Below are 22813 nucleotides of genomic sequence, written 5' to 3'. Positions count from 1 at the left end.
GGGTGAGATGACCGGTTCGTGCCCGGGTGGGTGGATCGGTAGCGGCGTGGCGCACCCCGGTGGCGGTACCCTGGACACGACCTGATCCAGATCGCAGGAGCCGTGATGTCGCTGTTCAAGAAGGTGGCCGACTTCGCCAAGAGCCCGCAGGGGCGCCAGGCGTTGAACCGGGCCAAGAAGTACGCCTCGGACCCGAAGAACAAGCACAAGATCGACCAGGTCAAGAACAAGTTGTTCGGCGGCGGCAAGGGCCACCACTGACCTGAGGTCGCACCCAGACGGCCGGTGGTCCCGGAGCCCAGCGTTCCGGGGCCGCCGGCCGTCACGCTTCCGGGCTACCGGTCGGGTTGCCGTGGCGGCGAAAGCGTGTGGGATGGTGCGCGGAACAACCGTCCCGACGACGTCCGGAGGCAAGTGGTGGGGGAGCAGGGCATGCAGGGCATGGCGATCCAGGGCAGCGGTGCGGCCGGGGACGGTGCGGTCGAGGTGGCGGTCGGAGCCGACGGGCGGGTCGAGCGGGTCGAGCTCGCGCCGGGCTTCTTCGCCGGTGACCACGAGACGGCGGGCGAGCTCGTGCGCGACGCGGTGAACTCGGCGCTGGACGACCTGAAGGCGAAGCTGCACGCGGCGGGCGGCAGCGCGTTCGACGCGCTCGACGCCGAGCTGGACAAGATCACCGCCGGGTTCGAGAAGGCGATCGGCGCGGTCGCCGACGACATCGCCGCCGCGCAGAAGCGCATCGACGACCTCGAGCAGTAGCGGCGGCGGGCGTCGCAGCCGGACACCAGCACTCTCCGCAGCCGCCGCCATCGCTTGATCGATGGACTGTGCGGCGCTCCCGACGTCAGTAGGCTCGCGCGCGACGACGATCACCGAGTCGCGGAGGGTGCGCATGGACACCGCCTACGTCGTCGGGACCTTCGACACCAAGGGTGCTGAGCTGGGCTACGTGGCCGGGCTCGTCGCCGCGCGCGGCGTGCCGGTGGTGACCGTCGACGTCAGCACCTCGGGCCCGGAGACCGGCACCGCCGACGCCAGGCCCGCCGACGTCGGAAACGTCGAGGTCGCCGCGCATCACCCGGACGGTGCCGCCGCGGTGTTCACCGGCGACCGCGGCACCGCCGTCACCGCGATGGCCGTCGCGCTCGAACGGTTCCTGGCAGGCCGCGCCGTCGGTGGTGTGATCGCCCTGGGCGGCTCCGGGGGCACCGCGCTGTGCACGCCGGCGATGCGAGCGCTGCCGGTGGGCGTGCCCAAGGTCATGGTCTCCACGGTCGCCTCCGGCGACGTGTCGTCCTACGTGGACGCCACCGACATCGCGATGTTCCCGTCGGTCACCGACGTAGCCGGGCTGAACCGGATCTCCCGCCGCGTTCTCGGAAACGCCGCGCACGCCCTCGCCGGTGCGATGACCGGCGACATTCCGTCCACTGAGGACAAGCCCGCGGTCGCGCTGACGATGTTCGGGGTGACCACCCCGTGCGTGACCGAGGTCGCGAGCAGACTCGGGGCGCGCTACGACCCGCTGGTGTTCCACGCGACCGGCACCGGCGGCCGGGCCATGGAGAAGCTCGTCGACGACGGCCTGATCGGCGCCGTGCTCGACCTGACCACCACCGAGGTCTGCGACCTGGTCGCGGGCGGGGTGATGAGCGCCGGGGACGGCAGGCTCGACGCCATCGCCCGCACCGGTGTGCCCTACGTCGGCTCGTGCGGCGCGCTTGACATGGTCAACTTCGGCGCGCTGGAGACCGTCCCCGAGCGCTACCGCGACCGCAACCTCTACGTGCACAACCCGCAGGTGACGCTGATGCGCACCACACCGGACGAGTGCCGCGGGATCGGCTCGTTCATCGCCGCGAAGCTCAACGCCTGCCGGGGACCGGTGCGGTTCCTGCTGCCGGAGGGCGGGGTTTCGCTGCTCGACGCGCCGGGGCAGCCGTTCCACGACCCGGACGCCGACGGCGTGCTGTTCGAGGTGCTGGAGTCCGAGCTGCGCCACGACGGCGACCGGCGCATCGTCCGGGTTCCGCACAACATCAACGACCCGGAGTTCGCCGACGCCGTGCTCGCCGCGTTCGACGAGGTGCTCGACGCCGCCGGGACGAGCCCGAAAGGACAGCAGCAGTGACACCAGTGGTGGACCGGGCCGAGCTCGTGCGGCGCCTGCGCGCGAAGGCGGCCGCCGGCGAGCCGATCATCGGTGGCGGTGCCGGGACGGGACTGTCGGCCAAGTGCGAGGAGGACGGCGGGATCGACCTGATCGTCCTGTACAACTCCGGCCGCTACCGGATGGCCGGGCGCGGTTCGCTGGCGGGGCTGCTGGCCTACGGCAACGCCAACGACATCGTGGTGGAGATGGCGCGCGAGGTGCTGCCGGTGGTCCGCCGCACCCCGGTGCTGGCCGGGGTCAACGGCACCGACCCGTTCATGCTGCGCGACCGCTTCCTGCGGGAGCTGCGCGACCTCGGGTTCGCGGGCATCCAGAACTTCCCGACCGTCGGCCTCATCGACGGGACCTTCCGGGCGAACCTGGAGGAGACCGGCATGAGCTACGCGCTGGAGGTCGAGCTGGTCGCCGCCGCGCACGAGGCCGACCTGCTCACCACGCCCTACGTCTTCTCCGCCGACGACGCGCGGGCGATGACCGGGGCGGGGGCCGACGTCATCGTCTGCCACATGGGCCTGACCACCGGCGGGTCGATCGGCGCGGAGACCGCCAAGAGCCTCGACGACTGCGTGGCGCTCATCGACGAGTGGTCGGCCGCGGCGGCGGAGGTGCGCGAGGACGTGCTGGTGCTCTGCCACGGCGGCCCGATCTCGATGCCCGAGGACGCCGAGTACGTGCTCGCGCGCACCGAGCGCTGCCACGGTTTCTACGGCGCCAGCAGCATGGAGCGGCTGCCTGCCGAGCGCGCGCTGACCGAGCAGACCCGGGCCTTCACGAACCTGAAGATCCGCGACCGCTGAGCTCTCCGGCGGGACGGTCCCGCCGGTACCGGTGAGGAGGAACGATGGCCCGGACCTACACCAGCGCCGTGATCCCGGCGTCCGCCGACGAGGTGTGGCGCCTGGTGCGCGAGTTCGACGACCTGCCGCGGTGGCACCCGGAGGTCGCGGCGAGCGAGATCGAGGGAGGCGGCCAAGCTCGGCTCGGATGCGTCCGCGCGCTGACGCTCTCCGACGGTGCGCTGGTCCGGGAGCGGCTGAGCGTGCTCGACGACATCCGGCGCTCGTGCACCTACGAGATGCTGGAGGGCCCGTTCGCGGTCCGCCGCTACGTCGCCACGATCCGGCTCGCACCGGTCACCGACAGCGGGCACACCTTCGCCGAGTGGTACTCCGAGTACGACTCGGAGGCCGCCGACGAAGCCTCGCTCGACGAGAAGTTCGGCAACGACGTCTACGGAGCCGGTTTCAGGGCGTTGCAGCAGCGCTACGGCGCGTAGCGGCGGCCCGCGCGGGCGTTGCCCACCGCTCTGAGCCGGTCAGCGGGTGCGCCACCGGCGCCCGCCGCGTTCGCCGGACGGCTTCGCGGAAGCGAAGACTCCGCCGGTTAGAGTCTGGCGCGTGCCAAGCAGCGTTAGTTCCCCCGAAGCGGACGCCGCGCAGCCGGGCGGCCGGGTCGTGGTCACCGGAGGGTCGGGCTTCGTCGGGCGGGCCGTGGTGCGCGCCTTCGTCGAACGCGGCACCCCCGTCACCGTGATCGACCAGCAGCCCCTGCCCGAGGACCTCCGCGGTGACCTGGTCACCCACGTCGCTGGCGACCTCGGCGACCCGGCGGCCCGCGAGGCCGCGGTGACCGCGGGCGCCGCCGGGATCGTCCACCTGGCCGCGATCACCTCGGTGCTGCGCTCGATCGACCGGCCCGCCGAGACCTACGCGGCCAACGTGGCGGTCACCCAGGAGCTGCTGGAACTGGCGCGGCTGCGCGGCCTGCGGCAGTTCGTGCTCGCCTCGACCAACGCCGTGGTCGGCGACATCGGGCGCGGCACGATCTCGGAGTCGCTGCCGCTGCGCCCGCTGACGCCGTACGGGTCGACCAAGGCCGCGTGCGAGATGCTGCTCTCCGGCTACGCCGGCGCCTACGGCCTCGCCACCTGCGCGCTGCGCTTCACCAACATCTACGGCCCGGGCATGGGCCACAAGGACAGCTTCATCCCGCGCCTGATGCGCGCGGCGCTGGCGGGCACCGGCGTCGAGGTCTACGGCGACGGCTCGCAGAGCCGCGACTTCGTGCACGTCGACGACGTGGTGCGGGGCGTGCTGGCGGCCTGGGACAAGCAGTACAGCGGCACCGCGATCATCGGCGCGGGCCGCTCGATCTCGGTGACGGAGCTGATCGAGGCCGTTCGTACGGCCACCGGCAGGCCGCTGCCGGTCACCCACGTCCCGGCCAAGAACGGCGAGATGCCCGCGGTGATCGTCGACGTCGCCAAGGCAGGCCGCGAGCTCGGCTACGCCCCCTCGGTCGAGCTGACCGACGGCCTGCGCACGGTGTGGGAGGACTTCCAGGCCGCCGCCGGCGCTTCCGGGACGGCATGACCGCGACGTCGGTGAGCCCGCCGCCCGCGCACTGGTCGGACACCCTGCGCCACCAGTGGCCGAGCGCGCTGCGCAGGCACTGGCTGATCGCCTCGCTGCTGTTGGCCGGGACCGCGCTGCGCGTGGTCGTGCAGCTGGCCTACCAGCCCGCGCTGCTCTACATCGACTCCTTCCGCTATCTCGACGACCTCGGGTTCTTCTTCCCCGGCGGGATCAACCCGATCGGCTACGAGGTGCTGCTGCTCGGTCCGCTGCTGGTGGTCGGCAACCTGGCCTTCGTGGCCGCCGTGCAGCACCTGCTCGGTCTCGCGCTCGGTGCCGCGGTCTACGCGCTGCTGCACCGCTTCGGCGTGCGGCGGTGGCTCGCCGCGCTCGCGGCGGCACCGGTGCTGCTGGACGCCTACCAGGTGCAGATCGAGCACAACATCATGTCCGACCTGCTGTTCCAGCTCCTGCTGCTCGCCGTGATCGTCGTGCTCACCTGGCGCGGCACCCCGGGGCCGGTGCCCGCCGCGGTCGCGGGCGGCGTGCTCGCGCTCTCGGTGCTGGTCCGCATCGTCGGGCTGACGCTGGTGGTGCCCGCCGCGGTGTTCGTGCTGCTCGCGGCCGGCCTGCGGCCTCGCGACGGCTGGAAGCGGCGGCTCGTCTCGGCGGGCGCTCTCGTCGGCGTCTTCGCGGGGGTGGTCCTCGGCTACGCGCTCTACCACCTGTCCTGGACGGGGGTGCTCGCGCTCGGCGGCCACACCGGCAGCGTCGTCTACGGTCGCGCCGCCGCCGTCGCCGACTGCGCGGCGCTGGAGCTCACGCCGGACGAGCAGGTGGTCTGCCCCGACGAGCCGCGCGAGGTCCGCGAGCGCAACGGGATCGACTACTACATCCACTTCTACAACATCCCCGCCAACGTGCAGGCCCTGCCGGAGGACTTCGACTACGTCGCCGCACAGGGATCGCTGGCCAGGAAGGTGCTGCTGCACCAGCCGATGGACATCGCGGGCGGGGTGGTGACCGACTTCCTCAAGGGCTTCGCGCCGACCCGCACCCAGAGCCCGGGGGACGTCCCGCTGGACCGCTGGCAGTTCCAGACGACCTACCCGATGTACGGGGCGGAGTGGTACGTCGCGGAATGGGCCGAGCACCACGGTGACGTGAAGCCGTCGGCTGACCCGGAGCTCGCCGGCTTCCTGCGCGCCTACCAGCTCGGCGGCGGCTACACGCCCGGCATCGTCCTCGGCGGCGCGCTCGCCGCCGCCGTGCTGGCGCTGCTCGGCGCGGGCCGGGCGCGGCGTTCCGGCCTGCGCGCCCTGTGCCTGCTGCCCACCGGACTCGCCGCCACCGTGCTGCTGACCGCGGCCGCGATGGAGTTCTCCTGGCGCTACCAGCTCCCCGGTCTCGTGCTGCTGCCCATCGCCGGTGCCCTCGGCATCACCGCCATCACCGGTCGCCGCGAGACCGACCCGGCCGGGACGTGCGGCGGCCCGGACCCGGACACGACCTCCCGCACCCCCGAAGCCACCGCCCACGCGACCTGCCGCGTACCCGAACCGAGCGCGACGACCCCCGCTAAGGAGCGCGAGATGTCCCCGACCTCCGCCAACGCCCCCGCGACCAGCGACACCGCCGCCACCACCGGTCGAGCCGAGCCCGGGGAGTTCCCGGACCGGGTCGACCGGCTCGCGCTGGAGGCGTTCGCCGACCGCTACGGCGACCACCGGTTCGCCCCTGTCGTCGTGCTGATCGCCGCCTACAACGAGGAGGAGGCGCTGGGCGGGGTCCTGGAGGCGATCCCATCGGCCAGCTGCGGGCTGGAGGTCGACACGCTGGTCGTCGTGGACGGCGCCACCGACGGCACCGCCGAGGTCGCCCTCCGCCACGGCGCCCACACCTGCGTCGCGCCGGTCAACCGCGGGCAGGGCGCCGCGCTGCGGCTGGGCTACCGGCTCGCCGCCCAGCGGGGCGCCCGCTACGTCGTCACCACCGACGCCGACGGGCAGTACGACATCACCGAGCTGCCGAAGCTGCTCCAACCGCTGGTCGACGACTCCGCCGACTTCGTCACCGGCTCGCGCCGGCTCGGCAGCAGCGAGCGCCCGCAGCTGATCCGCCGCGTCGGCACCTACGTCTTCGCGTGGATGGTCAGCGCGATGACCGGGCAGCGGATCACCGACACCTCCTTCGGCTTCCGGGGCATGCGGGTGGAGGTGCCCAACTCGGTCACGCTGCGCCAGCGCCAGTACCAGTCCTCGGAGCTGCTGGTCGGGGTGCTCACGCGCGGCTACCGGGTGCTGGAGCAGCCGATGGCGATGCTGGCCAGGACGGCGGGGGAGAGCAAGAAGGGCAACAACCTCCTCTACGGCTACCGCTACCTGAAGGTCGTCGTCGGCACGTGGCTGCGCGAGCGCCGCACCACCGCGTCCGCGCCCGTGCGCGTCGAGGAGCCGGTCACCGCCGACAGGTGACGCCGCCCCGCCCGGGCTTCTGGCCTGCCACGGCGGCCGGGAAGACGCACGGGACTCAGCGGCGGCTGGTGAACACCACTCGGTCGACCAGGAAGAACTTGACCACGAACATCACCAGGTAGGTGCCCAGGAACGCGCCCCAGACCACGGCGACCTGCGGTGTCCGGGAGCCGGGGAACGCCGACACCGCAAGGGACTCCGCCGCGCTGGTCGCGCCCGCGGCCAGCAGCGCGGTGCCCACCGAGATCACGGCGTAGCGCAGGATCTCGCCGCGCAGCGCCGCCCTGCCCCCGCCGCCCCACGTGCGCCGGTTGAGCAGGAAGTTCGGGATCGCGCCCGCCAGCCAGGCCAGCACCGTCGAGACGACCGCGACCGCACCGAGCGCGTACGACGTCACGAACACGACCTGGCTCACGCCGGTGGCCACCACCGAAGCCGCCGCGAACCGGCTCAGCAGCCGCCAGTACCGGCGCGCGGGCGCTTCCGCGCTGGTGCGTTCCTGGGCGGTCTGCGACACGAGCGTTCCCCTTCGACGTCCACCGGCCGGCACCGAACGATACCGACCGGCGGGCGGCTAGCGGCGTCGGGAAACCCTTTCAGAACGGGGAGTCGCGACGCGGACACGGAGCGCACGCGGCGCCGGACGCCGCAGCGTCGCCTCCTGCTAGGCGCAACCCTGGGGCTTCGCCGATCGAAGATTCGATGAGAGCATGCGCGGTGTTGTATTCAACGGCCGACGCCGCCGGGCGCGGTGTCGCCGAAGGACGTCTGCCTGCCGTGTGGGCTCCGCATTGACTTGGAGGAGAAGAAAGCGTGCGAATCCTCGTCCTCGGAGGGGATGGCTACCTTGGCTGGCCGACCGCTCTGCATCTTTCCGACCGCGGCCACGAGGTCGCCGTGGCCGACAACTACGCCCGCAGGGCCTACGACCACGAGATGGGTGTCCAGAGCCTTGTACCGATCGAGCCCATGCAGGTTCGCCTCGAGGCATGGCGCCAGGTTTCGGGCAAGACCATCAAGTCCTACTACGGCGACCTCGTCGACGGCGACTTCACCGTGGAGATGATCCGGGACTTCCGCCCGGACACCATCGTCCACTTCGCCGAGCAGCGCGCGGCGCCGTACTCGATGATCGACCGCAAGCACGCGGTCTACACCCAGCACAACAACGTGGTCGGCAACCTCAACGTGCTGTTCGCGATCCAGGAGGTCGACCCCGACATCCACCTGGTCAAGCTCGGCACGATGGGCGAGTACGGCACGCCCAACATCGACATCGAGGAGGGATGGCTGGAGGTCAACCACAAGGGGCGGACCGACCGGGTGCTGTACCCGAAGAAGCCGGGCTCCTTCTACCACCTGAGCAAGGTGCACGACAGCCACAACATCGAGTTCGCCTGCCGCATCTGGGGCCTGCGCGCCACCGACCTCAACCAGGGCGTGGTGTACGGGCAGGAGACCCCGCAGACGGCGCTGGACACCAGGCTCGCGACCCGCTTCGACTACGACGCGATCTTCGGCACCGTGCTCAACCGGTTCGTCATCCAGGCGGTCCTCGGCCACCCGCTCACCGTGTACGGCACCGGCGGGCAGACCCGCGGCCTGATCGACATCCGCGACACCGTCGAATGCATCCGGCTGGCCTCGGAGAACCCGGCCGAGGCCGGTGAGTTCCGGGTGTTCAACCAGATCACCGAGAGCTTCTCGGTGGAGGAGATCGCCAAGGTCGTGGCCAACAGCTTCGAGGGCGAGGTCTCGGTCGAGCACCTGGACAACCCGCGCGTCGAGCAGCAGGAGCACTACTACAACGTGGTGCACACCGGCCTGGTCGAGCTCGGTCTGGAGCCGCACCTGCTGTCCAACACGCTGATCGAGTCGCTGTTCGGCGTGGCGGACAAGTACAAGGACCGCGTCGACCACGCGGCGATGCTGCCGACCGTGAAGTGGCGTTCGGCGTCGAGCCCGATGCGCACGCAGGCCTGACGGGCCTGGTTTCCCGACGGCCCTGGCGCCCGCCTGGTTCGCGGGTCGGTTCGCCGCCCGCGAGGCTGGGCAGTCCGTTGCGTCCGGGGCCCGGTTCCGGCGGTTCCGGTGGCGGAGCGAGGCTCCGCCACCGGAATCCGTCGCGGACCCGCGCGAGCGGCTTCCGCGCTGGTCGAGCCCGCTCGCGGACGTGATCGAATGGTTTCCCGTTGTGCGGTGTTGCGGGCTGGAATATGCCAAACAGGCCGTGCACACTGGTAGCGCAAGCTCGGGTGGGCGTCGGCCACCCGATGGCGTTGCGCCGCCCGGCAGCGGGCGGCAGCGTGGCGGTCGCGCTGAACGACCGCGGTACGGGGAGCGGCGCCCCGGGCGCGGAGATCATCGATGCACCCGGGGTGCCTACCGTGTGTCGGGGGGCTTCCACACGGTCTACTGAACGGTAACCCCTTCGTGCGGAGCACCGCGATACGACACGTGGGTAATACTCACCGCCGGTGAACGGTCCGTCGCGCCCGAACGAGGCAACGAGTCCGTGTCGTACCGGCCCGCTTACAGACGAATCGCGCGGTGCGGGCCGTTGGCCCGCACCGCGCGACTGCTCGAGTACTGGTCTCTTGGCGTGTGTCCGCTTCCGCGGACCCGCCTCAGCCGGCGACCGGCTCGACCTGCTCCTCTTCCTGCTCGGCGACCGGCTGCTGGGCGCGCTCGCGCACCACGCCGCGGACCGTGTAGGCCAGCGCGGCGACCCACGCGGCCGTGATGGCCACGTAGATCAGCGTCGGCGACGGAGTCGTGATGTCCAGGCCCTTGACCAGCGTGCGGGCGTTGGTCAGCACGATCAGCCCGCCCGCGCCGACGCCGATCAGCCGCATCGGCACGATCCGCACCAGGTAGGCCGCCAGCGGCGCGGCGATCACACCGCCCAGCAGCAGCGCGGCCACCGTGGTCCAGGAGAACTTCTGGTCCGCCAGCGCGGTCAGGAAGCCGACGCTGGCCGCCAGCGCGACGAGGAACTCGCTGGTGTCCACCGACCCGATGACCTTGCGCGGCTCGATCTTGCCGGTGCTCAGCAGCGTCGGGGTGGAGACGGGTCCCCAGCCGCCACCACCGGTGGCGTCGACGAAACCGGCGACCAGGCCCAGCGGCGCCAGCAGCTTGGGGCTGACCCCGGTGAGCTGGCGGCGGCGCACCGGCCGCAGCGCGAACTTCAGCGCCACGTAGAGGCCGAGGCCGAACAGGATGGCCGCCATCCACGGCTCCGCGGCCTCGGTCGACAGGTTGCTCAGCGCCGTCGCGCCGAGGAAGGCGCCGATGGCGCCGGGCACGCCGAGCAGGAGCACCATCTTCCAGTCGACGTTGCCGAACTTCCAGTGCGAGACACCCGAGACGACGGAGGTGCCGATCTCGGCGAGGTGCACCGACGCCGAGGCGAGGGCGGGCGTCAGGCCGGCGGTGAGCAGGATCGTGGTCGAGGTCACCCCGTAGGCCATGCCCAGGGAGCCGTCCACGAGCTGTGCGACGAAGCCGCCGATGGCGAAGAGCAGGAATGCGGGCATGGGGTCTCCGTTGGATGCGTCGAATGCATGAGCCGGGAACGCACGGCGGTGCGCGCCTCTGGGCGGCTACGTCGCCGTGGTGCCGGTGCGGGATGCAGTGCTGGACAGGCGCGGAAGGCTACGGTTCGAGTCGACAGCCTGCGGAGATGACGCGCAGCAGGTCGATGTGTCGGCGCTGCGTGAGCAGGCTCCACTGATCACCGGGCGTCATGCGGGACAGTCAACCAGATACCGCGTCCGAGTGGCATTTCCTCTCAAAGTGCGGGACTGGCGCGTGGGCGCGCTTGACGGATGTCACAGAAGGCGGGCAGGAGCCCGGACTGGGTGGCGGGCGAACGGCCGGTCTGCCGCCGCGCAAGGTCCGGCGTGACACCCCGGAGACGTGGGCGATGCGGTGCCCGGAGGCGAGGGCCGCGGAGCGACGCGGGTGACGCGGTGCCCGGAGATGAGCGCCGCGGGGAAACGCGGCTGGCACGGTGCCCGGAGATGAGCGCCGCAGGGAGACGCGGGTGATGCGGTGCCGAGAGATGAGCGCCGCGGCACCCCTCCGGAAGCCAGGGCGAGCCCGCCCTCCGGAAAGGGGCGCAGGTCCTTCTTCCGGCGTTCGGCCACGCCGTGTGCGCAAGACCACTTTCGGCCTCTGATGACCACCGTCCGACCGGTCGGGCCCTGATCCACTTCGGATTCCCGGTGCGCTGCCCATGGTTGCCGTGAGCCCCGGCGCGACGTGATCGGACGGTGGAGGCGGGCGTGGTGAAGGCGGCCGTTTGACTCCGGCATTCCAGGCATGCCAACGAAAAGCCGGACCGGGCCTCCGTGCGGCCCGAGATCCTCTTTCTCCGGCGCCTCATCCCTCTTTGCCAAGTAGCCGCTTGGTTGCCGTCGTTACCTGGAGGTCATCTTCGGTAGCTACACGCCGTGTGCATTCGCGGCCTATGCGTGCATCCGAACAGGTGAAGCTTGAAGGCGTTGGTGACCCTCCGCTACCTTCGCTTCTCGTACGTCACGGTTTGGTCACGAGCTACCTCGCCCCGAAGAGGTGCCCCGCAACCCCCGAGCGGGAGTGGCCGGACCTCCCCCGAAGACGGAAAGGCGAACATGGGCAAGCACCGCAAGGAGGACGGTCATACCCCGATGGCGGCCCTCCGCGAGACCGTCCTGAACACCTTCAAGCCCCGTTCCGGCGAGTCCGGCGTCCCGGTCCGCAACAAGGTCGCCGCCGCGGTCGTCGCCGCCGGCGCCTTCGCGGCCGTCGGCCAGCCGCTGGCCGCCAACGCCGACGCCGGCCAGCCGGCCAAGCCGGCCGCCGAGGCGCAGAACCTCAGCGCCGCGGTGAAGGGCACCCCGGAGGCCCCCGCCTCGGTCAAGCTGCTCGCGGCCAAGACCGAGACCGGCTCGCACGCCGAGGCGCAGAAGCTCGACAAGAGCACCGCCATCGTGCAGGCCAGGGTCGAGCAGGCCCGCGCCGCCCAGGCCGCGGCCGAGCGCCAGGCCCAGGAGGCCGCCGCGAAGCAGCGCGCCGAGCAGGCCGCCGCCGAGCGCAGCGCGAAGGCCGCCAGCGGCTACGTCAAGCCGGCCGAGGGCAGCTTCACCTCCGGCTTCGGTGCCCGCTGGGGCAGCAGCCACAAGGGCATCGACATCGCCAACAGCATCGGCACGCCGATCAAGTCGGTGTCGGCGGGCAAGGTCATCAGCGCCGGCCCGGCCAGCGGCTTCGGCCAGTGGGTCCGGGTCCAGCACGACGACGGCACCGTGACCGTGTACGGCCACATCAACACGATCGACGTCAGCGTGGGCCAGCAGGTCGACGCCGGTGAGCAGATCGCCACGATGGGCAACAAGGGCCAGTCCACCGGCCCGCACCTGCACTTCGAGGTGATCGAGGGCGGCAGCAAGATCAACCCGCTGCCCTGGCTGCAGAAGCACGGCATCTCCGTCTGACGACGGGTGCCCCCGAGAACGGCTGCCCGGGACCTGGCCTCCCCCGACTGGTTCCGGGCAGACCTCCCCGTGAAGACGTGAGGCCCCTCCGCCCGACCTGGGCGAAGGGGCCTCACGTGCTCGTGGGCCAGGTGCCGGCGAACCGCGTCAATCCTGCCTGGTGCGGGTCTCGTGGGGCCGCTCCGGCCGCAGGTCGGGGACGTCGGTCTCCAGGCGCTCCCGCAGCCAGGCCAGGGTCCGGGACAGCAGCCGCGACACGTGCATCTGGGAGATGCCGACCTGCTCGGCGATCTGGGTCTGGGTCATCCCCCGGAAGAAGCGCATGACCAGGATGCGCCGCTCGCGCTCCTCCAGCTCCGCCAGCAGCGGGCGGATGGTCTCGCGGTTCTCGACCTCGTCCAGCTCCGCGTCGTTGGAGCCGATGGCGTCGCCGAGGGGGATCTCGTCGGTGTCGGTCAGCAGCTCGTCCAGCGACGCGCTGCGGTAGGCGTTGCCCGCCTCCAGGCCGTGGTACACGTCGTTGGTGCTGATGCCCAGGTGCTCGGCGATCTCGCTCGGCGTCGGGGCCCGGCCGAACTCCTGCGACAGCCGCGCGATGGCCGCCGACACCGACAGGTGCAGCTCCTGCAGCCTGCGGGGCATCCGCACCGCCCACCCGGTGTCGCGGAAGTGCCTGCGGACCTCGCCCATGATGGTGGGCACCGCGTAGGAGAGGAAGTCGACGCCGCGGCCGGGGTCGAAGCGGTCGACGGCGTTGATGAGACCGAGCGTGGCGACCTGGGTCAGGTCCTCCTGGGACTCCCCACGATGGCTGAACCTGCGCGCGATGTGCTCGGCAACCGGAAGGTGCTCGGTCACCAGCCTGTCGCGCAGTTGCTCGTGGCGGGGGTCCTGCCGCTCCACCTTCGCGAACTCGGCGAACAACGGAGCCAGTTCGTCGTAGCGCTGGTTCCGCGAAGCGGCGGCAGGCCCGGAGTCCGCATGCTTCACTCGTGAGCCGTCCGTCCCTTGGTCAGTTCGATACGCACCAGGTGGCTCCCGTTGGAGCCCGCGTCCGACTGAACCGAGGTTGACACACTGTCGGCGAGTGCGCTGAGCACGCGCCAGCTGAAGGTGTCTTTACGAGGGCCGAAGGCGTCGTCGCTGATCACCTCGGCGGTTACCGACAGCGCGCCCTCGTGGATGTGGAACCGGCAGACCAGGGAGGCCGACGGGGCGGCGAGCCGGACCAGCGACGAGCAGGCCTCGTCCACTGCCAGCCGCAGGTCGGCGATCGAGTCGACATCGAAATCCGCGCGCATGGCGAGGTCGCCGATGACCGCACGCATCACCGCGAGCTGGGCGGGCTCCGCGGCGACGCGGACCTCGACCAGGTTCGACGTGGGCGTGTCGGGTTCGGCGTACCCGGTGTCGCGCTCCAGGCTCATTTGCTTGCCACCTCGTCTCGGGTCGCTGCGGCGGTGGCCCCCTTACGGCTACCTGATACCCGGGGTGGCCAGGGGGCAAACGATGTTCTCCACGGCGCACGCGGCCGTGTCAGAACAGTGCGGCCGCGCCCACCGGGCGCGGCCGCGTTCTCTACAGCAGGGTCGTCCAGTAGTCCCAGAACGCCTGCAGGCACAGGACCACGATGGTGAGGTACCAGACGGTCAGCACCACGCTGTGCACCCTCGCCAGCGCCTCCCCCACGCGGCCGGGCCGCAGGTTGTGCAGCGTGGTGTACCAGAACATCGGGATCGTCACCGCCCACACGACCATGCAGTACGGGCACAGTGCGCCGATCTCGTAGAGGCTCTGGAAGATCAGCCAGTGCACGAAGACCAGGCCGAGCGTGGTGCCGAGCTGGGCACCGGCCCAGAACCAGCGCGGGGCGGTGAACCCCGCCAGCAGCGCCGCGCCGAACACCACCATGATCGGGAAGCTCGCCACGCCCAGCAGCGGGTTCGGGAAACCGAACAGCGCCGCCTGCGGGCTGTCCATCACCGAACCGCACGAGATGATCGGGTTGAGGCTGCAGGTCGGCACGTAGTCCGGGTTGCCCAGCTTGGCCAGCTTCTCCAGGACCAGCGCGAACGAGGCCGCCAGGCCGATCAGGCCGCCGACGACGTAGAGCCAGCCGAGCCCGCGCGGGGCCGGCACCGGGGCGTCGGCGCTGCCGGTGCCGGTCGTGGCGGGCATGGTCGCGGTCACCGGGCGAGCGCCTGGTCGATCTCGGCGCGGAACTTGTCGGCGACCTGCTGGTAGGTCACGCCGTCACCACTGGGCGCCTGGAACTGCTTGCCGTTGATGAACAGCGTGGGGGTGCTGTTGACCCTGGCGGCCTCGCCGTCGGCGAGGTCCCGGTCGAGCTTGGCCTTGATCTGCGGGGAGGCCATGTCCTGGTGGAGCCGGTTGACGTCCAGGCCGATCTGCTGGGCGTACTGGTCGATCAGGACCGCGGCCTTCTGGCTGTCGGAGCTGACGTTCTGGCCGTCGGGAGCGATCGCCCACGCCTGGTAGTTGTCGTACAACGCGTGGTACATCTCCTTGAACTTGCCCTGCATCCCCGCCGCCTCGGCGGCGCTGGCGGCCTGCCGGGCCAGCGGGTGCATGTCCAGCGGGAAGTTGCGGACGACGAAGTTGATGCGGCCGGCGTACTCCTGCTCGACCTGCTTGGTGATGCCGCGGTAGTACTGCTCGCACGCCGGGCACTGGTAGTCGAGGAACTCGGTGACGGTCACCTTGCCGTCCGGGGACTGGCTCAGGGTGCTGCTGTCGGGCTTGTTCAGCGTCTCGGCCGGGACCGCGCCGCTGAGCGAGCTGCCGTTGCCATCACGGTTGATCCACAGCACGCCACCGATCACGACCACCGCCATGACCACCACGATGAGGGTCAGGATGAGGTTGATCGACAGGCCGCTCTTCTGGGTGACCGGATTTGTAGTCTTCGGCATCGGCTGGCTACACCTTCGTGTGCTCGGCGGGTGTGACCCGCGTTTTGCTACCGGGGCGAATCCAGTCTGCACCGTTCACACGAAGGTGAAATCAGGCGGGGTGGAAATCTCAGCCGGTTCTCAGCCGGTTCACACCGCACGTCCCAGCCGGTTCACCCCCGTGCGCCAAACCGGTTCACCCCGACCGGCTCAGGCACCTCGGCCGGTTTGCCCCGGGCTCACGCACGGGTAGGGACTGGGGAACCACTCCGGCGTCTGGAACGACCATGAGCGACCCGCAGGCCCTGCTGGACGACGACGAACGGTCGCTGCTTCGGCGGTGGACCGGCGACTGGGCGGAGCCCCAGCTCGCGACCCTGACCGACGCGCCCTTCTCCGACCCCGCCTGGATCTACGAGCGCAAGCTCGACGGGATGCGGGTGGTCGCCGGCGCCGACGGCGGCGACCCCGTTCTGTGGTCGCGCAGTCACAGGCGGGTCAACACGGCATACCCGGAGGTGGCCGACGCGCTCGCCGAACAGGCGGCCGACCGGTTCGTCGTCGACGGCGAGGTGGTGGCCTTCGACGGCGACCAGACCAGCTTCGCGCGCCTGCAGCGCCGCATCCACCTGGGCGACGCGCGCGCCGCGCGCAACACCGGGGTGCGCGTCTTCTACTACGTCTTCGACGTCCTCGCCTTCGGCGGCGTGGACCTGCGCAGGCTGCCGCTGCGGACCAGGAAGCGGCTGCTGAAGGAGTCGTTCGACTTCACCGACCCGCTGCGCTTCAGCGCGCACCGCAGCGGCAACGGCGAGGAGTTCCTGGCGCAGGCGTGCGAGCGGGGCTGGGAGGGGCTGATCGCCAAGCGGGCCGACCGCCCCTACTGCAGCGGGCGGTCCCGCGACTGGCTGAAGTTCAAGTGCGTGTCGGACCAGGAGTTCGTCATCGGCGGCTACACCGAGCCCAGGGGATCACGCGTCGGCTTCGGAGCGTTGCTGCTCGGTTACTACGAGGGAGACCGGTTCCGCTACGCGGGCAAAGTCGGCACCGGCTACGACGAGAGGACGCTGCGCGACCTGCGGGCCAGGCTGGACCGGATCGAGCGGGACGCCTCCCCGTTCCACGACCGCGTCGCGGAACGGGAGGCGCACTGGGTGGAGCCGGAGCTGGTCGCCCAGATCGGTTTCACCGAGTGGACGAGCGACGGCAGGCTCCGGCATCCGCGGTTCTCGGGGCTGCGCAACGACAAACCCGCTCACGAGGTGGTCCGGGAGACCCCGGCCTAGGGAATGTCGCGGACGTCCTTCGCACGGGGGGTGCGGGCTGGTCCCGCACCCCGAGCGGCTGTCGCCGCTTGTGAACAGACCCTGGTCAGCGCGCGATCTGCAGGATGGTCCCGGAGGAGACCGGCGTCGGCGGCTGAGGCTGGGGCGGGGACCACGCGGCGAGTAGGACGGTCATGACCACCATCGCTACAGTTCCGACAACCGACACGAGTGTGCGGCTGTTGATTCGCATGGCGGGGCCCTCGGCTTTCTCGGGGTAGGTGTTTCGGGGGGTGTGATCTCCGCGGAGACCGACCTCGGACCCGGGGAGATCGAGGTCGGCAGCAGCGGCCTCACCTGCAGTGTCGCCGCCGAGAGGGCAAACGTTAGCGGATGCCCGGAATGTTTCCGGGTGTGATGTGAAACTCCCCGAAACCCTTGGGGGGTACCGGTTTCAGTCCTCGCCGGCCCACATTCCCGACTGCTCCAGGTGATGGATCAGTAACCGTCCGGCGTGTGTCACGTGCTTGTGCATCGCCGCGCGGGCGCCGTAGGGGTCGTGATTCCGAAGCGCCACCAGGATTTCCCGGTGGTCGGCGACCGCCATGTCGCGCCAGCCGGGCACGCCCGAGGTGAACCGGCGCGGCGTGTAGCGCAGCGCGATTCCCAGGAACCAGGCCAGTTTTCCCGAGTCCGCGACGCTGCTGAGCTCGTGGCGGAAGCGCAGCGCGAGCTCGTCGACCTCCCCGCCGCGCCGGCCTGCGCTCTCCATCTCGGCGTGCAGGCTCTCCAGGCGCGCGAGCTGTTGCGGGCCGATCTCGCGCGCGGCGCGGGCGGCGAGCTCCCCGGCGAGCGTGGCCTGCAAGCGGTGCGTGTCCTCGACGTCACGGCGGGTCAACGGAACCACGGTGAACCCGCGCCGCGGCTGCAACTCGACGAAACCCTCGCCGCGCAGCGCCAGAAGCGCCTCCCGGACCGGCGTGACGCTGACGCCCAGCTCGTCGGCGAGCCGCTCCAGGTGCAGGTGCGCGCCGCCGCGCAGCCGGCCGGTGAGGATCCGCTCGCGGATCCAGGCGGCGACCTCCTCCGGCAGCTGCGCACGCCGTCCTGCTCCGGGCATCGCACTCTCGATCTTCGCTGAGTTGGCTCGGCTGTCGGGTTGCGGCGACCCGTGCCCGCCGCCCGGGCCGGCCACCACCTGCAGGGCGTCACGTCGCCGTCGGCCGCCCTCGGTGCCGGTCACCGGAGAACTTGATACCACCCCCGTCGGACGTCGCACCCCGATGCCGAGTTCCATCCCGAGGTGATCGCAGGCGCCACGGCGTGCCGCCGACGACCACCACTTCCCCTGCACGCCCGCGCACGCGCGCTCGCGTGCGCGGGCGAGGGGGCGGGTATCGTCGAGGGGCGTGGTAGCCGATCCTGCCGATGCCTCCGAAGAGATCACCCATTCCCTCGCCGAGGCGCGCCTCAACGACGTCCCGGCGCTCGCCGAGCGGCTGATGTCGGCCATCTTCACCGACAACCCGGAGTGGACCGACTACAGCCCGGTGCCCCGCGAGGACCTGTGGGAGGGCTGCCACCGCTACCTCGAACGGATCCTGCAGATCCTCAGCGGCGCGGTCTCCGGGCCCGATGACGACGACGTCGCCGCGGCGATCGGGCGCAGGCGCGCCGAGCAGGGCGTGCCGCTGGAGGTCATGCTGCGCACCTTCCGGCTCGGCGGCCGGATCGTCTGGGAGGCGCTGGTCGAGCAGGCCCACGCCGACCGCGCCGACCCCGACGTGGTGCTCGGTGCGGCCACCTCGATGTGGACCGTGATCGACGGCCTGTCCTCGACCCTGTCGACCTCCTACCGCAACACCGAGCTGGAGAAGCTGCGCCGCGACGACCAGCGCCGCCACGCGCTGGTCGAGGACCTGCTCAGCGGGCGGGCCAGGGACACCGCCTTCGCCCAGCGCACAGCCAAGGAGCTCGACCTGCCCACCGGCGGGCGCTACCTGGTGGTCGTCGCGGAGATGCGCGCCGACGGCAGCTTCGCGCTGCGCGGCCAGCAGGCCGCGCTGAGCGCGCTCAACGTCCGGTCGGTGTGGCAGGTGCGCGCCGACACCCTGGTCGGCCTGGTGGCGCTGGAGCAGCGCGACGAGCACCCGGTGCTGGAGGTGCTGCGGCCGCTGGCGCGCGGCCGGGTGGCGGTCTCGCCGACGGTGCGCGGGCTGGCCGAGATCGGCCTGGCGCACCAGCTCGCGCTGACCACGCTGGGGACCTCCTCGCACGGGGCGAGCGAGCTGGTGTCGCTGGAGGAGCGCTATCCGGAGGCGCTGCTGGTGCAGTCGCCCGACCTGGCGCAGCGGCTGCTGGAGTCCCAGCTCGGTGCGGTGCTGGAGCTGCCGGTGCGGGAGCGGGACATGCTGCTGGACACCCTGACGGCGTGGCTGGAGGAGAACTGCTCGACCGCCAACGCGGCGGTCCGGCTGCACTGCCACCGCAACACGGTGCTCAACCGGCTGCACCGGATCACGACGCTGATCGGCCAGCCGCTGTACGGGCGCAGCGCCTACGTCGCGCTGTCGCTGGCGCTGTCGGCCCTGCGGCTGCGCGACGGCCTGCGCGGCTGAGCGTGGGGCGGGCCTGAGAGGGCTGTCCGAACTCGAAGACGTTGCGCGGCTGACGGCGCCATTCGGTTGACGTCGCTCCGCGTCTGAACCGCGATCGCCGCCGTCAAAAAAGTCGCGGGACCACACCGCGCCCGTCCTGCTGTCCAAAGAGCCGAGCCTGCACGGTGACGGCCTCGTACGTCCCCGTCCCTGCATCTTGCTGACCGTTGTGGGCATCTTGTTGCAGTTCCCCGGGTTCGCCGGGCATCTGCCGCCACCCTTCCGTGGCAGTGCGCCGTGCGGGAGCGAGGTGGGAAGTGACCCGGACCGACGTGGTACGTCCCGGAAGTGCAACCAGGGCACGCGGCGGAGGACGTCGCGAGCTGCTGGCAGGCGCGGTCGGCGCGGCCGTGGAGTCGTTCGACTGGACGATCTACGCCGTCATGGCGCCCTACTTCGCCTCGCAGATGTTCGCGGGCGACGACGAGCTGACCAAGCTGCTGTCCGCCTACGCGGGCTTCGCGGTGAGCTTCGTGGTGCGCCCGCTGGGCAGCTACCTGTTCGGCAGGCTCGCCGACTCGCGCGGCAGGCGGTTCGCGCTCGTGGTGAGCATGGGCACGATCTGCCTCGGCAGCCTGCTCATCGCGGCGCTGCCCACGGCCGCGAGCATCGGGGTCGCCGCTCCCGTGCTGCTCGTGCTGCTGCGCGCCGTGCAGGGCGTGGCGATGGGCGGGGAACCGCCGAGCGTCGCCGCCTACATCACCGAGACCGCGCCGGCAGACCGCCGGTTCCTCCACAGCGGTCTGTCGCACGGCGGCGTGATCGTGGGCAACGTGCTGTGCTTCGCCGTAGTGGGATTCCTGCTGCTGTGGATGGGGGAGCGGGGCGTGGCCGAGGGCGGCTGGCGCCTCGGGTTCGTCGTCGCGGCGCTGTTCGGGTTGCTGGCGTTCTGGGTCCGCCGGACCGCCGCCGAGAGCGGGGCCTTCGAGCGCGCCGCGACCAGTGGCACAACGCAGCCGGTCCGGGTTCTCGCGCACGTCCGCAACATGTTCGCGGTCTTCCTCATGACCACCGGTACGACGGTCGGCTACTACTTCGGCACGACATACCTGCCCGCCTACGCCGCGCAGGTCGGCGTTGCGCACGCGGCGTCCAACAACCTGAGCATGATCCCGAGCCTTCTCGTGCTGCTGGTGGCGATGGGCGTCAGCGGGCTGCTGGCCGACCGCTTCGGCGGCATGCGGGTCTTCCGCGTGGGAGTGGGGATGCTGGTGGTGATCACGGTGCCGGTGATGTCGGCCCTGGCCGACGGGGTGCTGCCGCTGTGGGCGGCGACGGTGACCTACCTGGTGCTCGGTGTCGGGCCGACGGTCGCGCTGGTCAACGTCCTCTTCACGCGGATGTTCCCGGTCGAGGTGCGGGTGGTGTGCATGGGGCTGCCCTACACGCTCGGCGTCGCGCTGTTCGGCGGCACGTTCCCGATGCTGGCGCAGGCGCTCGGCGCGGTGGGCCTGCTGCACGCGGTGCCCTGGGTGGCGGCCTCGCTCGCCGCGGTGTCGCTCGCCGGCACGGCGGTGCTCAAGCGCGAGGCGCGTGAGTCCCTCGACCTGCGATAGTGCCCCGCGGGTCCTTGCAGGGGACGGCGCAGCCGTGCACGCTGCGCAACGACTGGCTCAGCACCGCGGGGCGTAGCGCACAATCCGACAGCAGGGGACGGCGCGGGTTGCGGTCGTCCCCTCCGGCTCTCTCCGGAAGGGTCCCAATACGGGCACGGTGCCGGACTGTCGAGCGCTCCCGGCGCGCAATTTTCCGAGAAGTTTCGGGCGCCAAAAAACCGATGCGCCCCCGCTGCTCCAAACGGACGCATGCGTGTGGTTTCGGGCACACTGCGTGCTCGGATGTAACCCTGTGGTGCCCGTCACCTCGCTGCGATGTGCAGTGTGCACATTCGCTCCCCCGCAAGTCTGGGCGGCCGGGCATGGCGCGGAAGTGGTCGTGCTCACGACACTCAGAGTGAGATTCGCCCGGATATCCCGGGCCCCTCGCAACCAGCGCGTGCAGCACCAAAGGAGCACAGCGAAGTGCAGGAATTCGACGTCCTCGTGATCGGTGGCGGCCCGGGCGGCTACGTCGCGGCGATCCGGGCAGCGCAGCGCGGCCTCTCGGTCGGCGTGGTGGAGAAGGAGCGGACCGGCGGCGTCTGCCTGAACTGGGGCTGCATCCCGACCAAGGCGATGCTGCGCTCCGCCGAGGTGTACGAGACGGTGCTGCACGCGGCCGACTACGGCGTGCACGCCGAGAACGTCTCCCTCGACTACGACTCGGTCTCGCGGCGCAAGGACGGCATCGTCAAGGGCCTCACCGACGGTGTCGCGTCGCTGCTGAAGGCCAACGGCGTCACCGTCATCTACGGCCACGCCCGCTTCACCGGCCCGACGACGCTTGACGTCTACGCGGTCGGCGAGTCCGCGCTCGGCGCAAACGGCCCCAAGTACGCCGCCGCCCCTACCGGTGACCAGCCGGTCGAGCAGGTCAAGGCGCGCGACGTCATCATCGCCACCGGCTCGGTGCCCGTGCAGCTGCCGCTGCCCGGCGCGGACCTGCCCGGCGTGATCACCTCCGACGGCGCGTTCGGCCTGACCGAGGTGCCCAAGCGGATCGCCGTCATCGGCGGCAGCGCCGTCGGCGCCGAGTGGGCCAGCCTGTTCAACACCTTCGGCGCCGAGGTCACCCTCATCGAGATGCAGCCGACCCTGGTGCCCGCCGAGGACGCCGAGATCGGCAAGGCGCTGGGCCGCTCCTTCAGCAAGGCGGGCATCAACGTCCTCACCGGCTCGACGGTGTCGAAGATCGAGAGCGCCGGCCGCGGCAAGAACGCCGGCCTGAAGGTCCTCGTCGACGGCCCCAAGGCGCAGGAGATCGACGCCGACGTGGTGCTGGTCGGAGTCGGGCGCAAGCCCAACACCGCCGCGCTGGACCTGGAGCAGGCCGGGGTCGCCACCGACGCTCGCGGCTTCGTGCCGGTCGACGAGCAGCTGCGCACCAACGTCGAGCACGTCTACGCCATCGGCGACGTCACCGGCCGGGTGCTGCTGGCCCACGTCGCCTCGCACCAGGGCGTCACCGCCGCCGAGGTCATCGCGGGCAGCGACCACGCGCGCATGGACTACGACGTCATCCCCGCGGCCACCTTCACCCACCCCGAGATCGCCAGCGTGGGCCTCACCGAGGCGCAGGCGGTCGAGGCCGGGCACGAGGTGGTCACCGGCAAGTTCCCGTTCGCCGCCATCGGCCGCACGAAGACCTACGGCAACTCCGACGGCTTCATGAAGATCGTCGCGGGCAAGCAGTACGGCGAGGTCCTCGGCGTCCACATCATCGGCCAGTCCGCCAGCGACCTGATCACCGAAGGCGCCCTGGCGATCAACCTCGAAGCAACGCTGGACGAGCTCGCCGAGACCGTCCACGCCCACCCGACGCTGGGCGAGATCGGGATGGAGGCGGCGATGTCCGCGCTCGGTCTCCCGATCCACGTAGCACCGCCGAAGAAGCGCTGAC

The 22813-nt window shown here is 71.1% G+C and carries 20 protein-coding genes; 13 read left to right on the top strand and 7 right to left on the bottom strand.

The window, feature by feature from the left end; genetic code table 11:
• Nucleotides 1-105 precede the first annotated feature (105 nt).
• The 7 genes from HUO13_RS07915 to HUO13_RS07885 all read left to right on the top strand — a co-directional run bounded on the left by HUO13_RS07915 (nt 106) and on the right by HUO13_RS07885 (nt 7001).
• A complete protein-coding gene (locus HUO13_RS07915; protein ID WP_211900779.1) occupies nt 106-261 on the top strand; it encodes a hypothetical protein in 156 nt (51 codons plus the stop codon).
• A 156-nt stretch (nt 262-417) separates the two neighbouring features.
• Nucleotides 418-759: a YbaB/EbfC family nucleoid-associated protein gene (locus tag HUO13_RS07910; RefSeq protein ID WP_249124529.1), complete on the top strand. Its 342-nt coding sequence runs from the start codon at nt 418-420 to the stop codon at nt 757-759.
• A 133-nt stretch (nt 760-892) separates the two neighbouring features.
• Entirely contained in the window at nt 893-2131 is a 1239-nt protein-coding gene (locus HUO13_RS07905) for a Tm-1-like ATP-binding domain-containing protein (protein WP_211900778.1), read from the top strand.
• 5 nt (nt 2132-2136) lie between these two features.
• Nucleotides 2137-2970, top strand: coding sequence for a phosphoenolpyruvate hydrolase family protein (locus tag HUO13_RS07900; protein WP_211902733.1), 834 nt, complete (start codon nt 2137-2139; stop codon nt 2968-2970).
• Nucleotides 2971-3014: 44 nt separating this feature from the next.
• Nucleotides 3015-3449, top strand: coding sequence for an SRPBCC family protein (locus HUO13_RS07895; RefSeq protein ID WP_211900777.1), 435 nt, complete (start codon nt 3015-3017; stop codon nt 3447-3449).
• Nucleotides 3450-3570: 121 nt separating this feature from the next.
• A complete protein-coding gene (locus HUO13_RS07890; RefSeq protein WP_249124528.1) occupies nt 3571-4545 on the top strand; it encodes an NAD-dependent epimerase/dehydratase family protein in 975 nt (324 codons plus the stop codon).
• The gene (locus tag HUO13_RS07885) at nt 4542-7001 is read left to right on the top strand and encodes a glycosyltransferase family 2 protein (RefSeq protein ID WP_211900776.1); all 2460 of its coding nucleotides are present in this window, start codon (nt 4542-4544) and stop codon (nt 6999-7001) included. The genes HUO13_RS07890 and HUO13_RS07885 overlap by 4 nt, the downstream gene beginning before the upstream one ends.
• A gap of 55 nt (nt 7002-7056) precedes the next feature.
• On the opposite strand, the gene HUO13_RS07880 is transcribed toward HUO13_RS07885, so the two are convergent.
• Nucleotides 7057-7518, bottom strand: coding sequence for a GtrA family protein (locus tag HUO13_RS07880; RefSeq protein WP_211900775.1), 462 nt, complete (start codon nt 7516-7518; stop codon nt 7057-7059).
• 296 nt (nt 7519-7814) lie between these two features.
• Here HUO13_RS07880 and HUO13_RS07875 point away from each other — a divergent pair, with 296 nt between their 5' ends.
• A complete protein-coding gene (locus HUO13_RS07875; RefSeq protein ID WP_211900774.1) occupies nt 7815-8984 on the top strand; it encodes an NAD-dependent epimerase/dehydratase family protein in 1170 nt (389 codons plus the stop codon).
• A gap of 644 nt (nt 8985-9628) precedes the next feature.
• On the opposite strand, the gene HUO13_RS07870 is transcribed toward HUO13_RS07875, so the two are convergent.
• A complete protein-coding gene (locus HUO13_RS07870; protein WP_211900773.1) occupies nt 9629-10540 on the bottom strand; it encodes a sulfite exporter TauE/SafE family protein in 912 nt (303 codons plus the stop codon).
• Nucleotides 10541-11638: 1098 nt separating this feature from the next.
• Here HUO13_RS07870 and HUO13_RS07865 point away from each other — a divergent pair.
• Nucleotides 11639-12481, top strand: a complete 843-nt coding sequence (locus HUO13_RS07865) for a M23 family metallopeptidase (RefSeq protein ID WP_211900772.1) — start codon at nt 11639-11641, stop codon at nt 12479-12481.
• A 147-nt stretch (nt 12482-12628) separates the two neighbouring features.
• Here the strand turns inward: HUO13_RS07865 and HUO13_RS07860 are convergent, their stop codons facing one another.
• From HUO13_RS07860 to HUO13_RS07845, 4 genes are all read right to left on the bottom strand, one after another.
• Nucleotides 12629-13471 carry an RNA polymerase sigma factor SigF gene (locus tag HUO13_RS07860; protein WP_211900771.1) on the bottom strand — a complete coding sequence of 281 codons (843 nt, stop codon included), beginning with the start codon at nt 13469-13471 and terminating at the stop codon, nt 12629-12631.
• A complete protein-coding gene (locus HUO13_RS07855) occupies nt 13468-13908 on the bottom strand; it encodes an ATP-binding protein (RefSeq protein ID WP_211900770.1) in 441 nt (146 codons plus the stop codon). Before HUO13_RS07855 ends, HUO13_RS07860 begins: the two co-directional genes overlap by 4 nt.
• A 151-nt stretch (nt 13909-14059) precedes the next feature.
• Nucleotides 14060-14671, bottom strand: coding sequence for a vitamin K epoxide reductase family protein (locus HUO13_RS07850; protein WP_211900769.1), 612 nt, complete (start codon nt 14669-14671; stop codon nt 14060-14062).
• Complete coding sequence (locus HUO13_RS07845; protein ID WP_211900768.1) at nt 14668-15414, bottom strand: DsbA family protein; 747 nt, start codon at nt 15412-15414, stop codon at nt 14668-14670. The genes HUO13_RS07850 and HUO13_RS07845 overlap by 4 nt, the downstream gene beginning before the upstream one ends.
• A 266-nt stretch (nt 15415-15680) precedes the next feature.
• Here HUO13_RS07845 and ligD point away from each other — a divergent pair, with 266 nt between their 5' ends.
• A complete protein-coding gene (ligD, locus tag HUO13_RS07840) occupies nt 15681-16679 on the top strand; it encodes a non-homologous end-joining DNA ligase (protein WP_211900767.1) in 999 nt (332 codons plus the stop codon).
• A 433-nt stretch (nt 16680-17112) separates the two neighbouring features.
• Here the strand turns inward: ligD and HUO13_RS07835 are convergent, their stop codons facing one another.
• Nucleotides 17113-17778 (bottom strand): GntR family transcriptional regulator, encoded by a 666-nt coding sequence (locus tag HUO13_RS07835; protein ID WP_211900766.1) that lies wholly within the window; start codon nt 17776-17778, stop codon nt 17113-17115.
• 289 nt (nt 17779-18067) lie between these two features.
• Here HUO13_RS07835 and HUO13_RS07830 point away from each other — a divergent pair, with 289 nt between their 5' ends.
• From HUO13_RS07830 to lpdA, 3 genes are all read left to right on the top strand, one after another.
• Complete coding sequence (locus HUO13_RS07830) at nt 18068-19276, top strand: PucR family transcriptional regulator (protein WP_211900765.1); 1209 nt, start codon at nt 18068-18070, stop codon at nt 19274-19276.
• Between the two features lie 296 nt (nt 19277-19572).
• Entirely contained in the window at nt 19573-20871 is a 1299-nt protein-coding gene (locus HUO13_RS07825; RefSeq protein WP_211900764.1) for an MFS transporter, read from the top strand.
• Between the two features lie 465 nt (nt 20872-21336).
• Nucleotides 21337-22812 carry a dihydrolipoyl dehydrogenase gene (lpdA, locus tag HUO13_RS07820; RefSeq protein WP_211900763.1) on the top strand — a complete coding sequence of 492 codons (1476 nt, stop codon included), beginning with the start codon at nt 21337-21339 and terminating at the stop codon, nt 22810-22812.
• Nucleotide 22813 lies beyond the last annotated feature (1 nt).

This window comes from Saccharopolyspora erythraea, assembly GCF_018141105.1.
Classification (GTDB): domain Bacteria; phylum Actinomycetota; class Actinomycetes; order Mycobacteriales; family Pseudonocardiaceae; genus Saccharopolyspora_D; species Saccharopolyspora_D erythraea_A.
The sequence above is the reverse complement of the archived record's forward strand: the minus strand, read 5'-3'. Positions and strand labels throughout refer to the sequence as shown.

What these genes read in the sequence shown, in the direction of transcription:
- HUO13_RS07835 (WP_211900766.1), bottom strand. Translation starts at nt 17,778, where the DNA reads ATGCCCGGAGCAGGACGGCGTGCGCAGCTGCCGGAGGAGGTCGCCGCC.
- HUO13_RS07895 (WP_211900777.1), top strand. Translation starts at nt 3,015, where the DNA reads ATGGCCCGGACCTACACCAGCGCCGTGATCCCGGCGTCCGCCGACGAG.
- HUO13_RS07915 (WP_211900779.1), top strand. Translation starts at nt 106, where the DNA reads ATGTCGCTGTTCAAGAAGGTGGCCGACTTCGCCAAGAGCCCGCAGGGG.
- HUO13_RS07865 (WP_211900772.1), top strand. Translation starts at nt 11,639, where the DNA reads ATGGGCAAGCACCGCAAGGAGGACGGTCATACCCCGATGGCGGCCCTC.
- HUO13_RS07855 (WP_211900770.1), bottom strand. Translation starts at nt 13,908, where the DNA reads ATGAGCCTGGAGCGCGACACCGGGTACGCCGAACCCGACACGCCCACG.
- HUO13_RS07885 (WP_211900776.1), top strand. Translation starts at nt 4,542, where the DNA reads ATGACCGCGACGTCGGTGAGCCCGCCGCCCGCGCACTGGTCGGACACC.
- ligD (WP_211900767.1), top strand. Translation starts at nt 15,681, where the DNA reads ATGAGCGACCCGCAGGCCCTGCTGGACGACGACGAACGGTCGCTGCTT.
- HUO13_RS07845 (WP_211900768.1), bottom strand. Translation starts at nt 15,414, where the DNA reads ATGCCGAAGACTACAAATCCGGTCACCCAGAAGAGCGGCCTGTCGATC.
- HUO13_RS07905 (WP_211900778.1), top strand. Translation starts at nt 893, where the DNA reads ATGGACACCGCCTACGTCGTCGGGACCTTCGACACCAAGGGTGCTGAG.
- HUO13_RS07870 (WP_211900773.1), bottom strand. Translation starts at nt 10,540, where the DNA reads ATGCCCGCATTCCTGCTCTTCGCCATCGGCGGCTTCGTCGCACAGCTC.